The organism is Streptomyces sp. NPDC030798 (assembly GCF_055572275.1).
On sequence record NZ_JBVIDR010000005.1, the window covers coordinates 102,209 to 115,355 of the forward strand.

Below are 13,147 nucleotides of genomic sequence, written 5' to 3' on the forward strand. Positions count from 1 at the left end.
GGCACGGGGAGGGGGCCGGGGCGGGGCGGGTTGCGGTCGGCGCTCGCCCTGCCGGGGCCGCCGGGCGCGGCATCGGTCACCGTACCGGTCCTCATTTCCCTCGGCGACGCCGTGCGCGACGCCCTCGATCCGAAGCTGAGGTGAGGCGCCATGAGGCTTGCGTCGCGTGACCGGCGGACGGATGCGGCGCCCGGCAGGGGCACGGGGAGGGGGCCGGGGCGGGGCGGGTTGCGGTCGGCGCTCGCCCTGCCGGGGCCGCCGGGCGCGGCATCGGTCACCGTACCGGTCCTCATTCCCCTCGGCGACGCCGTGCGCGACGCCCTCGATCCGAAGCTGAGGTGACGGCCGCATGCTGCTCGAAGTGCGGGGGCTGTACGTGGAGTTCCGCACGCGGGACGGGGTCGCGCATGCCGTCAACGGGGTGTCGTACGGCGTGGACGCGGGGGAGACGCTGGCGGTGCTCGGTGAGTCCGGGTCCGGCAAGTCGGTGACCGCGCAGGCCGTGATGGGGATCCTCGACGTGCCGCCCGGCCGGATCACCGGCGGGGAGATCCTCTTCCGGGGCCGGGACCTGCTCGAGGTGAAGGAGGAGGAGCGGCGGAGGATCCGGGGCGCCGGGATGGCGATGATCTTCCAGGACGCCCTGTCGGCCCTCAACCCGGTGGTGTCGGTGGGCGACCAGCTCGGCGAGATGTTCGTCGTCCACCGGGGCATGTCGCGCAAGGACGCGCGGGCCAGGGCGGTCGAGCTGATGGACCGGGTGCGCATCCCGGGGGCCGCCCAGCGGGTGCGCGACTACCCCCACCAGTTCTCCGGCGGCATGCGCCAGCGCATCATGATCGCCATGGCGATGGCGCTGCAGCCGGCCCTGATCATCGCCGACGAACCGACGACCGCGCTCGACGTCACCGTCCAGGCCCAGGTCATGGACCTGCTCGCGGAGCTGCGCCGCGAGTACCGGATGGGCCTGATCCTCATCACCCACGACCTCGGCGTCGTCGCGGACGTCGCCGACCGCATCGCCGTCATGTACGCCGGGCGGATCGTCGAGCAGGCCCCCGTGCACGACATCTACAAGGCGCCCGCCCACCCCTACACCCGAGGCCTGCTGGACTCCATCCCGCGCCTGGACCACAAGGGCCGGGAGCTGTACGCCATCAAGGGCCTGCCGCCGAGCCTCACGCACATCCCGCCCGGCTGCCCCTTCCACCCCCGCTGCCCGATGGCGCGCGACGTGTGCCGCACGGACGTGCCCCCGCTGTACGACGTCGCCGAGGGCCGCGGCAGCGCCTGCCACTTCTGGAGGGAGTGCCTGGATGGCCCCGCCCACTGAACCGGTCCTGGAGGCCGTCGGCCTCGTCAAGCACTACCCGCTGACCCGGGGGATCCTCTTCCGCAAGCAGATCGGCGCGGTCCGGGCGGTCGACGGCGTCGACTTCACCCTCGGCCGGGGCGAGACCCTGGGCATCGTCGGCGAGTCGGGCTGCGGCAAGTCGACGCTCGCGAAGCTGCTGTGCCATCTGGAGCGGCCCACGGCGGGCTCGATCCGGTTCAAGGGCGAGGACATCACCCATCTGTCCGGGCGCTCCCTGAAGGCCGTGCGCCGCAACATCCAGATGGTCTTCCAGGACCCGTACACCTCCCTCAACCCCCGTATGACCGTGGGCGACATCGTCGGCGAGCCGTACGAGATCCATCCCGAGGCCGCCCCCAAGGGCGACCGGCGCCGCCGCGTGCGGGAGCTGCTGGACGTCGTCGGCCTGAACCCCGAGCACCTCAACCGCTATCCGCACCAGTTCTCCGGCGGCCAGCGCCAGCGCATCGGCATCGCCCGGGCCCTGGCGCTGCGCCCGGAGGTCATCGTCGCCGACGAGCCCGTCTCCGCCCTGGACGTGTCCGTGCAGGCCCAGGTGATCAACCTGCTGGAGCGGCTGCAGGCGGAGTTCGGTCTCTCGTACGTCTTCATCGCGCACGACCTGTCCGTCGTCCGGCACATCTCGGACCGGGTCGGGGTCATGTACCTAGGCCGGATCGTGGAGACCGGCCGGGACGACGAGATCTACGACCACGCCACGCACCCCTACACCCAGGCCCTGCTCTCGGCGGTCCCGGTGCCCGACCCCGAGGCCCGCGCCCACCGCGCCCGGATCATCCTTTCGGGCGATGTGCCCTCGCCGACGGACATCCCCTCGGGCTGCCGCTTCCGCACCCGCTGCTGGAAGGCGCGCGAGCGCTGCGCCCTGGAGGTGCCGCTGCTGGCGGTGCCGTCCGCGTTCCGCGGCACGACCGGGCCCGAGGCCCACGACTCGGCGTGCCACTTCGCCGAGACGCTGCCGCCGGGCAACCCCGCGCCGGGGCCGGTGGCGGGGCCACCGAAGGAGTGCAGGGAACTCGACGCACACGGCAACGGGCCGGGGTGACATGGTGCACCCCGGCCCGTCCACGGCACCCGCACGGCCGTACGCGGTTCAGCCTCGCCGGTCCGTATATCGGTACCGCTTCCGTGAAGTTGCCTGTGTGTTAACGCAGTTCACGCCGGTTTGCCGGGCCGGGCCAGCGAACGCCGCAGAAAGTCCAGCTGCAGCCGCAGCAGGTTCTCCGCGACGGTCTCCTGCGGGGTCATGTGCGTCACCCCGGACAGCGGCAGCACCTCGTGCGGGCGGCCCGCGGCCAGCAGGGCGGAGGAGAGCCGCAGGGAGTGGGCGACGACCACGTTGTCGTCCGCCAGGCCATGGATGATCATCATCGGGCGGTGCGGCTCGGCCGGGTCCACCAGACCCGCGTCGTCGACCAGCGAGTTGCGGCGGTAGACCTCCGGGCGCTGCCCCGGGTCGCCGAGGTAGCGCTCCTGGTAGTGGGTGTCGTAGAGCCGCAGGTCGGTGACGGGCGCGCCGACCACCGCCGCGTGGAAGACGTCCGGCCGGCGCAGCACCGCCAGGGCCGCCAGGTACCCGCCGAAGGACCAGCCGCGGACGGCCACCCGGTCCAGGTCGAGCGGGTAGCGCTCGGCGAGGGCGTGCAGCGCGTCGACCTGGTCCTCCAGGACGACGGCCGCGAGGTCGTCGCGGATCGCCTTCTCCCAGGCCGGCGAGCGCCCCGGGGTGCCCCGGCCGTCGGCGACGACCACCGCGAAGCCCTGGTCGGCGAACCACTGCGAGGTCAGATGCGCGTTGTGCGCGGCCACCACGCGCTGGCCGTGCGGACCGCCGTAGGGATCCAGGAGGACCGGCAGGGGCGTGTCGCCGGGGTAGTCCGTAGGCATAAGCACGGCGCACGGAATTCGCCGTGCGCCCCCCTCGGTGAGGGTCACGCGGGGGGACATACCGGGGTCTTCTGCGTACGACGGGACAGTCGCCGCCGGTTTTCCGTCACGCAGCACCTGGACGCGCGTCCCCGGCCTGTCCAGCGCCGCCGACACCAGGACCGTCACGCTCCCGGCGCGCACCGCCGAGTGCAGGCCCGGCTCCTGCGACACGCGCTCCACCCCGAGCTCGTTCACCCGGTAGACATGCACCTCGCCGGTCTCCGAAGACTCCGCCTCCACGCCCGCCGAGGCGGAAACGAGCACGTCGTCGGCGCCCACGTCCAGCACCGCGCGGATGTGCAACTGCGCGCCGGTCAGCGGCCGTTCCCCCACCGCCAGGACCCGCGCACCGCCCTCGTCCGCGATCCGGACCAATTGTCCGGACGGGCTCCAACAGGGCACCCCGGCGAAAAGTTCCAGCCATGTTGGATCTTCATCGGCATGGACCATCCGGGTCGCACCGGAGTCCGGGTCGACCGCCAGGAACAGCTGACTGCGCTGGTCCCGGGCCTGCACCAGAAGCAGCGGTGCCCCCGCCTCTGACCAGTGCACTCGGGCCAGATACGGATAGCGCGCCCGGTCCCAGGCGACCTCCGTGCGCCCCCCGTCCAGGCCGAGGACGAACAGCCGTACGTCCGCGTTTTCCGTGCCCGCCGCCGGGTACGCGACATGATTCGGCTCACGGTCCGGGTGGGCCGGGTCGGCGATCCACCACCGCCGCACCGGCGTGTCGTCCACGCGCGCCACCAGGAGCCGGTCCGAGCGCGGCGCCCACCAGAAACCGCGCGTACGGCTCATCTCCTCGGCCGCGACGAACTCCGCGAGCCCGTAGGTGACCTGCTCCGCCTCCGGCTCCGCCAGTGCCCGGTCGCCCTCGCCCTCGGCGCCCACCACCCGCAGCGCGCCCTGCGCGACGTACGCGATGTGCCGCCCGTCGGGGGACGGGCGCGGGTCGATCACCGGCCCCGGCACGGTGAGTTCACGTGCCGTGCCGGCCCGCAGCTCGGCCGTGAAAAGCCGCCCTGACAAGGCGAAAGACGCCAACTCCACGGCGCTGTCGGTGGCATAGCCGACGATGCCGGCCCCGCCCTCCCGGCTGCGCTCACGGCGCGCCCGCTCCTCGGGCGACAGCTCCTCGGAGGCGCCCTGCAGCAGGGCCACGGGATCGGCGGCCACCCGCTCGGAGCCGTCCCCGGGATCAAGGACCCACAGGGAGTTGGCCCGGTCCGTGCCGGAGGTCGAACGCAGGAACGCGACACGCGAACCGTCGGGTGCCACGGTGAACGCACGCGGCGCGCCGAGCGTGAACCGCTGCGTGCGGGCGTACCGACGGGGGAAGGAGTCAGCCTCGGTCGTCATACCCCGACCATATTGGCCATGCGCCCCCTTGTGCGGCCGTGCGCCGAGCGATGCGCGAGTACGGATAGTTATGATCACTACCGCTGAGTGGGTAGGAACCTGCTGCGTCTGCATGGATGTGCCCAACCCCCCGCATCCCAGGGATCTTTGGAGGTGAGCCGCCGTGGCACTCTCGATTTCGGCGGTGGTGCTGCTGGCGATCATCGTCTTCCTGCTGATCAGGAAGTCAGGGCTGAAGGGCGGCCACGCGGTCGTCTGCATCCTGCTCGGGTTCTACCTCGCCTCCTCGACCGTCGCACCCACGATCAGCGAGCTGACGACCAACGTCGCCAGCATGATCGGCAGCATCAAGTTCTGACGCCCTCGGCAACCGGCGCACCCGCCCCTTGCGGCCGTGCACCTGACGTGCTGTCATCGAGGCCGCCTTCGAGCCGTCGCGACGGACCGGGGGACGGACGAACGGGGGACGGATGGAAGAGCGGGTGGCACACCGGGCGGAACAACAGGCCGAACAGCGCTACCGCGCAGCCGCGGAAGGCGGCGACCCGGACGCGATGATCCGGCTCGGGTGGCTGCTCCAGCAGCGGGAGGACGGCGCCGAGGCCGAGCGGTGGTACCGGCGGGCCGCCGAGGCCGGGCACGCCGAGGGCATGTTCCGCTTCGGCGGGATGCTGCAGGAGCGCGGGGAGTCGGCCGAGGCCGAGCGCTGGAGCCGCCGGGCCGCCGACGCGGGCAACGTGCACGCGATGGGAACCCTCGGACACCTCCTGGAGGAGCGCGGCGACCTCGCCGGCGCCCAGGAGTGGTACCGCAGGGCGGCGGATCGGGGTGACGCCTTCTCGATGCGGCGCGGCGGGCTCCTGCTGGAGCAGAGCGGCCGCCTGGACGAAGCACAGGAGTGGCTGCGCAGAGCGGCGGACTGCGCGGGCACGGGCCAGGTCCTGGCGCAGGGCGACGCGATGCGGGATCTCGCGCGCCTCGCGGTCCAGCGCGGTGACCCGGCCGAGGCGGAGCGGCTGCTGCGGGAGGCCGCCGCGATGCTGGCGGAGGCGGACGACGTGCCCGAGAAGCAGGGGTACGCGCTCATGGCCGATCTGCTGACCCTGCTCGGCTCCCTGCTGCGGGAGCGTGGCGAGGCGGCCCAGGCCGAGGAGTTCTACCGCTGGGCCGCCGAGAGGGGCCACGCCCCCGCGGTACTCGACCTCGGGGGGCTGCTCGAGGAGCAGGGACGGACCGCCGAAGCCGAGGAATGGCACCGGCGGGGAGCCGAGGCCGGACATCTGCGCTCGGCACTGATGCTGGCGTTGCTGCTGCTGGAGCAGCGGCGTCCGGCCGAGGCCGAGCCCTGGCTGCGGCAGGCGGCCGAGGCGGGGGTGCCGCCGGCGATGGACTTCCTGGGCACCCTGCTGGAGGAGCGAGGGGACTTCGCCGAGGCGGAGGAGTGGTACAGGGAGGCCGCCGAGGCCAAGATCGACCACGCGATGCTCCGGCTGGCCCACCTCCTCGAGAAGCGCGACGCCCCGGCCGACGCGCTGCACTGGTACCGCAGGTCCGCCGCCACCGGAAACGACTGGGCCATGGTCAGAGCGGGAACGCTCGCGGGGCGGCAGGGAGACCTGGACGAGGCCGACCAGTGGTACGAGCGAGCCGCCCAGGCGGGGAACGACTCCGGCATGTACCTGGTGGGCCATCTGCGCATGAACCGAGGCGAGATGGAGGACGCCGAGATGTGGTTCCGCCGGGGAGCCGCCGTCGGCCACGGAAGCTGCATGGCGATGCTCGGGATCATCCTGGCCATGCGCGGGGACGTGGCCGCCGGGGAGCAGTGGTGCCGGCGGGCCGTCGACGCCGGAGTGCCCAACGCGGTGACGGACATGAAGGCCGTACTCGAAGCACAGCACGGGCCCGGGGCCTGAACCGCGCACGTCCTGAACGGGAGAATGATGCAGGCGTACATCCGGCTGACCGGCGAAACGGCCCAGGCGGAACTGACCGCGCTGGCCGACTGGCTGTCGCGCGAGGACGAACTCCGCGGGCGGTCCGCCGTCGAGCGGACCGAGGCGCGCCCGGGCCGGATGGGCGGCCTCACCGAAGTCGTGATCGTGGCCCTCGGGGCCCAGGGAGCCGGCACCGCCCTGGCGGCCTCGCTGTCCGTGTGGATCAGGCACCGCCGCCCGTCGGCGGACCTCGAGGTGACCGGCCCCGACGGGCAGAGCGTCAAGATCTCCCTGCGCAACGTCCCGGAGGCGGACCTGGACGCCATGCTGAGACGCGTCCTGGAGCGCTGAATGCGCCTGCCCGACCCGCAGCGGTCCCGGGCGGTGCTGCTGGGCTTCGACACGTTCACCGATCCGGGCCTGCCCGCCCTGCCGGCCGTGCGGCACAACATCGACGACCTGGCGGAGGTGCTCACCAGCCCGTGGGGGACGGCCCTCCCGGACAAGCACTGCACGAGGCGGCGCGCCCCGGCGCCGGCCGCCGGCCTCGCCGACCTGGCATCCATCGGAGCCCGCCTGGTCGCCGCCGCCGAGGAGGCCGAGGACCTCCTGCTCGTCTACTACGCCGGTCACGGCCTCCTGGGCCCGGACGGCGAGCTGTATCTGTCCCTGCCCACGACCTCCGGCGAACCGGATCTGGTGGCGTGGACGGCCATACCCTTCACCCTGGTGCGCCGCACGCTGGCGCACGCCCGGGCGGGCAGCCGCGTTCTCATCCTGGACTGCTGCTTCTCCGGACGCGCCATCGAGGCCATGACCACCACCACCTCGGTGGTGGCCGGACAACTGGAGGTGGCCGGCACCTGCACGCTGGCCTCCTCCCCGGCGAACCGCCCGTCCAACGCGCCCGTTGGCGCACGCCACACGGCCTACACCGGCGAACTGCTCGCTCTCCTGCGGCACGGGACGGCCGATGCCGGGGAGTTCCTCACCCTGCAGACCATCCACGAACACCTCGCCAGGGTTCTGCCCGGCAAGGGGCATCCGCGCCCCGAACTGCGGGGCACCCACACGGTCGGCCGCCTCGCCCTGGCCCGCAACCGGGCGCACGCGGGCATCTCCGATCCGCCCGCGATGGTCCGTGAGGCCACGCGGCTGGAGCGGCTCGGTGACCGGGCGGGCGCGGTGCGCTGGTACCGGGAGGCGGCGGGCGCCGGGCGGCCCGACGCCATGAGGGAGCTGGGCCGGCTGCTGGAACAGGACGGAAACCGCGTACAGGCAGGAATGTGGCGCCGCAGGGCCGCCGAGTCCGGGGACCCCGTCTCCATGCACGAGCTGGGCGTCAGCTCCTGGCACACCGGGGACCTCGCGCAGGCCGAGAGCTGGCTCGGAAAGGCCGCGGCCGCCGGGCTGCCCGAGGCGGCGGAGGACCTGGCGAGGCTGTTGCGCCGACGGAGGTGAGAGCCGGCCCGTGGCGCACCGCACCGGCGGTCGCCGGGTGGCGGGGGAGGACCTCGTAGGGTGGTCCCATGACGGAACTGCCCGCCCGGCGTCTGCTGCTGGTGCACGCGCACCCGGACGACGAGTCGATCAACAACGGCGCGACCATGGCCAGGTACGCCGCCGAGGGTGCCCACGTGACCCTGGTCACCTGCACGCTCGGCGAGCGGGGCGAGGTCATCCCGCCCGAGCTGCGGCATCTGAGCGGCGCCGCGCTGGGCGCGCACCGGCGCGGGGAGCTGGCCGACGCCGCCCGCGCGCTGGGAGTGACGGACGTCCGGCTGCTCGGCGGCGCCGGCCGCTACGGCGACTCCGGGATGATGGGCACGGCCGACAACGACGACCCCGGCTGCTTCTGGCAGGCCGACCTGGACCGGGCCGCCGGGCACCTGACCGAGGTGATCCTCGAGGTCCGCCCCCAGGTCCTCGTCACCTACGACGACAACGGCGGCTACGGCCACCCCGACCACATCCAGGCCCACCGCGTCGCCATGCGGGCCGCCGACCTGGCCGCCGAGCGCGGGCACCGCATCGCCAAGGTCTACTGGAACCGCGTCCCGCGCCCCGTCGCCGAGGCCGCCTTCGCCCGGCTCCAGGACGACCTGGCCGCCCTGCCCTTCGACAAGAGCGGCTCCGTGGCCGACGTACCGGGCGTGGTCGAGGACGAGCGGATCACCACCGCGCTCGACGGCACCGCGTACGCCTCCGCCAAGGCCGCCGCGATGCGCGCCCACGCCACCCAGATCGCCGTGGCCGAACCGTACTTCGCGCTCTCCAACGACCTGGCCCAGCCGCTGTTCACCACGGAGTACTACGAGTTGGTGCGCGGCGAGCGCGGGCCGGGGGAGCGCGAGACCGATCTGTTCGCCGGCGTCTTCGCCGGTGACGGGGCCCAGTCGCAGGAGGAGCCTTCATGAGTACGGCCGGACGCGGATCGATGCTCGCCCAGCCGCTGCGCCCGCCCTCCGCCGGGCGGGTCGTCGCGTGCGTGGTGCTGTTCCTGCTCGGTGCCGTCGTGGGACTCGCCGGATCCCTGGTCCAGGCGGCCTGGTTCCCGGGCGGGCTGCTGCTCGCCCTCGCGGGCGCGGCCGGACTGTTCGCCGGCGGGGCGTACGCGCTGCGCAGCCGGGCGGGGGCGGTCGCCCCGGTGGCCGGCTGGATCATCGCCGTCATGCTGCTCACCGCCAGCCGCCCGGAGGGCGACTTCCTGTTCGGCGCCGGGGTCGGCTCGTACCTCTTCCTGCTCGGCGGCATGGCCGTGGCTGTGATCTGCGCCACCCTTGGCCCGGGCCGGCAACCCGACGGCGGCCCCGCCCGACTTGGCAAGTGACGTACCACTTCGCCGTGCGACAGCCGTGCGAGTCCGGTGTGGGTTTCCTCGGCGGTCATGGGATACACGCCAGAAGCGGACAGTATGGTGGTGCGCGCCGCCGAGCTGCCCGCTGAGGTCGTAACGGGCGGCGGAGCCAACCGGGAGAACCTGCCTTGAGTCGTGAAACTGACACTCCGTCCTCCGGGCCCGACGGGCGCGGCGGAGCCGCCTACCCCTCGGGGACGCCGCCGTACGGGACCCCCGTGGCTTCCGACGCCGGTACGGACGCGGGCCGTTCGGCCACGCGGCCGGAGGAGCGCAAGACCGAGACCACGCTGACGACCCGGATCCGGATCAACATCCCCGGGTCGCGGCCCATCCCGCCCGTCGTCGTGCGCAAGCCCGTCGGGGACGGCGAAATGCCCCAGGACGACACGGACACCGGTACGCGGCCGGCCCCGGCCGCCCCGGCGCCCGCCGGAACCGTCGAGCCGCCCGCCGAGCCCGCGCCGCAGGCCGAGGACAAGGCGACCAGCGACTGGTTCGCGCCCCGCAAGTCGTCCGCCCCGAAGGGCGGTCCGGCCGGCGGCGGCACGAACGGGACGGGCACGCCCGGCGGTTCGGCCGCCGGCCCGGCGGCTGCCGGCGGTGCGGGCACCCGTCCGGGTGCTCCGGGTGCGTCCGGCGCGGCCGGTACCACCGGCGCACGCCCCGGTGCGGGCCGTCCCGGCGGTGTGGTCGGCTCCATGAGCGCACCGGGCGGCTCCCGGCCCGGCGGTACGAACGGCAAGGGCCTGCCCGGCGCCACCGGCGGCCCCGTCGCCCCGGGGCACGGCGGCGGCACCGGTTCCTTCGACGTGACCGAGGCGCTGGCCGCGGGCCCGCTGGGTGGCTCCCGCTCCGGCCCGGCCGGCGGCGAACCCAGCCGTGACGACCTGCCGTACTTCTCGGAGGGCGGCGGCCAGAGCGCGTTCGGCGGCGGCAACGGCGCGTCGCGCGCGAACGGCGCCAACGGTGCGAACGGGCACGGTGGTCCCGGCGGGCCCAACGGCTTCAACGGAGCCGGCGGCCAGGGCGGCCGTGGCCCGCAGGGCCCCGCGGGCCCGACCGGCGGCCCGGTCACCGGAGACGGCCCGCTCCTCCCGCCGGGCCCCCGCAGCGCGCTCAGCGACCTGGACCTGGAACCGGGCGAGCCCTTCGACGCCCCCGGCGGCTACGGCGACACGGGCAGCCACTCCCTGCCGGGGACGCCGAACGGCCAGACCTACGGCGACACGGGCAGCCACTCCCTGCCGGGGACGCCGAACGGCCAGGGCGGCTACGGCGACACGGGCAGCCATTCCCTGCCGGGGACGCCGAACGGCCAGGGCGGCTACGGCGACACGGGCAGCCATTCCCTGCCGGGGACGCCGAACGGCCAGGGCGGTCCGCTCGGCCCCGGCGCGCTCGCGGGACCGGGCGGCGGCCACCAGGCCCCCGGCGGCGGACTCAGCGACGACACGGCGGTGCTCACCCCGCAGAAGCCGGCCCCCGAGCCGGGCATGCCCGGCTACCGCGCGCCGGACAACGTCTCCGGACACACCGTCACCAGCGGCATCCCGGTCGTCCCGTCCGCTGGCAACTCCCCGTTCGGCCCCGGTGGAACCGGTGGGACGGGCGGCCCCGGCGAGGGCACCGCGCCGCGCACGGCGCCCAAGCCCGCACCGGCCGCCCAGCCCAAGGCCTCGGCCAAACCGGCGAAGAAGGGCCGCAGCAAGCTCGTGCTGCTCGGCGTCGGCGTGTTCGTGGTCGCGGGCGGTGCCTACGGCGCCGGGCTGCTGATGAACCACACCGACGTGCCCAAGGGCACCACCGTGCTCGGCGTCGACATCGGCGGCGGCACCCGCGACGACGCCGTCAAGAAGCTGGACGACGCCTTCGGCAGCCGGGTGAACAAACCGCTGAAGCTGTCCGTGGGCGGCCGGACGGTGTCCGTCACCCCGGACAACGCGGGCCTGCAGTTCGACTTCCAGGCCACGGTGAGCCAGGCCGCCAACAGCGACTACAACCCGGTCTCCGTGATCGGCTCCCTCTTCGGCCAGAAGCGCGTGATCGAGCCGGTCATGCCGGTCGACGAGGAGAAGCTCCAGGCGGCCCTCCAGCAGGCCGGCGGCGGATCCGGCTCGGTCACCGAGGGCGGCATCAAGTTCGAGTCCGGCAAGGCCGTCGCCGTCTACGGCAAGGCCGGCAAGGCCATCGACGCGGCCCGCTCCACCCAGGCGGTCGAACAGGCCTACCGCACCCTGGTGGAGACCGGCACGGCGACCCCGGTCACCGTGCCGTCGACCACCAAGCAGCCGACGGTGTCGAACGCCGAGGTCGACCGCGAGATGAAGGCGTTCGCCCAGCCCGCGATGTCGGCCCGGGTCACCGTCCAGACGGATGCGGCGCACTCGATTCCGCTGAGCCCGCAGAACTCCCTGTGGAAGTTCCTGCGGGTGACGCCCGTCAACGGCAAGCTGGTCGACAAGCCCGACCTGGCCGCCCTGAAGCAGCTCTACGGCAAGACCTTCGACGGCGTGCTGATCACCCGGGCCAACGGCAAGAAGACGCCCGTCACCCCCCAGGACGTCTATGTCGCCCTGCGCCAGGCCCTGCTGAGCAAGACCGACCGGGTCGCGGTCATCGACACGACCCCGAACTGAATCCGTTGGGCGGGGCGATGTCCGGGCTGCTAGCTTGCAGATGACCGCGACATCGCCCGAGGAGGTGAGACCCATGAACGCTGTACCGATGTGGGTGCTCCCCCTCTTCGTCACGGTCGGGAGGCTGACGTAGGTGTCGCCGGGAGTGCCCGTCAGCAAGGCACTCCCGAAAGGCAACACCTCATGCATTCCGTGCAGTTCACCACCCGGACGTCGGCGAACGGCGTCGTGGAGCGCGACTTCACCGTGGGCGACATCCCCGGCGTGCTCTGGTCGCCCGCCACCGCCGCCGCCCGCGCACCCCTGGTCCTGCTGGGCCACGGCGGCGGCACGCACAAGAAGTGGCCGGCGATGACGGGCCGCGCCCACCGCCTCGTCACCGGCGGCGGCTTCCATGTCGCCTGCATCGACGCGTCCGGCCACGGCGACCGGCCGCGCACGGCGTACGACGAGCAGGAGATCGCCGCGCTTCACCGGGCGCGGGAGGCGGGCGAGCCGGAGGGCCCGATCGTCGTCCGCTACAACGCGGAACTGGCCGAGCGCGCCGTACCCGAGTGGCAGGCGACCCTGGACGCCCTGCAGCGTCTCCCGGAGATCGGCACGGACGGGCCGGTCGGCTACTTCGGTCTGAACATGGCCACCGCGATCGGCGTGCCGCTGGTCGCGGCCGATGCCAGGATCACCGCCGCGGTCTTCGGACTCCACTGGCCCGACGCGCTGGCCGAGCAGGCGAGGCGGATCACCGTCCCGATCGAGTTCGACATGCAGTGGGACGACGAGCACATCCCGCGCGCATCCGGTCTCGCGCTGTTCGACGCCTTCGCCTCCGCGGAGAAGACGCTGCACGTCAACGCGGGCAGGCACAAGGAGCTTCCCAGGTTCGAGGCCGACAGCGCGGTCCGGTTCTTCACCCGGCACCTCACCCCGGCGGCGACCGGCTGACGGACAGCGGGTCCGGCGTCCGGCGCCGCTGTCACCCCCGCCGCATGACATCTGTCATCCGGCAGTCAGGACCCCCGACACTGCCGGGCTCGGAGGCATCCCGGAGAGC

At 73.6% G+C, this 13,147-nt stretch carries 11 protein-coding genes; 10 read left to right on the forward strand and 1 reads right to left on the reverse strand.

Annotated features, from left to right (window positions below; all coding sequences use genetic code 11):
- Nucleotides 1-349 precede the first annotated feature (349 nt).
- Both ACZ404_RS13420 and ACZ404_RS13425 read left to right on the forward strand, forming a co-directional pair.
- Nucleotides 350-1,333: an ABC transporter ATP-binding protein gene (locus tag ACZ404_RS13420; RefSeq protein ID WP_468439186.1), complete on the forward strand. Its 984-nt coding sequence runs from the start codon at nucleotides 350-352 to the stop codon at nucleotides 1,331-1,333.
- On the forward strand, nucleotides 1,317-2,420 hold the full coding sequence (locus ACZ404_RS13425; protein WP_468439188.1) for an ABC transporter ATP-binding protein: 1,104 nt from the start codon (nucleotides 1,317-1,319) through the stop codon (nucleotides 2,418-2,420). The genes ACZ404_RS13420 and ACZ404_RS13425 overlap by 17 nt, the downstream gene beginning before the upstream one ends.
- 110 nt (nucleotides 2,421-2,530) lie before the next feature.
- Here the strand turns inward: ACZ404_RS13425 and ACZ404_RS13430 are convergent, their stop codons facing one another.
- Entirely contained in the window at nucleotides 2,531-4,663 is a 2,133-nt protein-coding gene (locus tag ACZ404_RS13430; protein WP_468439190.1) for a S9 family peptidase, read from the reverse strand.
- Between the two features lie 163 nt (nucleotides 4,664-4,826).
- Here ACZ404_RS13430 and ACZ404_RS13435 point away from each other — a divergent pair, with 163 nt between their 5' ends.
- From ACZ404_RS13435 to ACZ404_RS13470, 8 genes are all read left to right on the forward strand, one after another.
- A complete protein-coding gene (locus tag ACZ404_RS13435) occupies nucleotides 4,827-5,021 on the forward strand; it encodes a hypothetical protein (RefSeq protein ID WP_100828076.1) in 195 nt (64 codons plus the stop codon).
- 124 nt (nucleotides 5,022-5,145) lie between these two features.
- Entirely contained in the window at nucleotides 5,146-6,579 is a 1,434-nt protein-coding gene (locus tag ACZ404_RS13440; protein WP_468439192.1) for a tetratricopeptide repeat protein, read from the forward strand.
- Nucleotides 6,580-6,606: 27 nt separating this feature from the next.
- Complete coding sequence (locus ACZ404_RS13445; protein ID WP_468439194.1) at nucleotides 6,607-6,951, forward strand: effector-associated constant component EACC1; 345 nt, start codon at nucleotides 6,607-6,609, stop codon at nucleotides 6,949-6,951.
- On the forward strand, nucleotides 6,952-8,061 hold the full coding sequence (locus tag ACZ404_RS13450; RefSeq protein WP_468439196.1) for a caspase, EACC1-associated type: 1,110 nt from the start codon (nucleotides 6,952-6,954) through the stop codon (nucleotides 8,059-8,061). It abuts the gene before it with no gap.
- Between the two features lie 68 nt (nucleotides 8,062-8,129).
- Nucleotides 8,130-9,017, forward strand: a complete 888-nt coding sequence (gene mshB, locus ACZ404_RS13455) for an N-acetyl-1-D-myo-inositol-2-amino-2-deoxy-alpha-D-glucopyranoside deacetylase (RefSeq protein WP_468439198.1) — start codon at nucleotides 8,130-8,132, stop codon at nucleotides 9,015-9,017.
- On the forward strand, nucleotides 9,014-9,430 hold the full coding sequence (locus ACZ404_RS13460) for a DUF6113 family protein (RefSeq protein WP_468439200.1): 417 nt from the start codon (nucleotides 9,014-9,016) through the stop codon (nucleotides 9,428-9,430). The genes mshB and ACZ404_RS13460 overlap by 4 nt, the downstream gene beginning before the upstream one ends.
- A 317-nt stretch (nucleotides 9,431-9,747) precedes the next feature.
- On the forward strand, nucleotides 9,748-12,096 hold the full coding sequence (locus ACZ404_RS13465; RefSeq protein ID WP_468439825.1) for a hypothetical protein: 2,349 nt from the start codon (nucleotides 9,748-9,750) through the stop codon (nucleotides 12,094-12,096).
- Between the two features lie 183 nt (nucleotides 12,097-12,279).
- Nucleotides 12,280-13,038, forward strand: coding sequence for an alpha/beta hydrolase family protein (locus ACZ404_RS13470; protein WP_468439202.1), 759 nt, complete (start codon nucleotides 12,280-12,282; stop codon nucleotides 13,036-13,038).
- Nucleotides 13,039-13,147 lie beyond the last annotated feature (109 nt).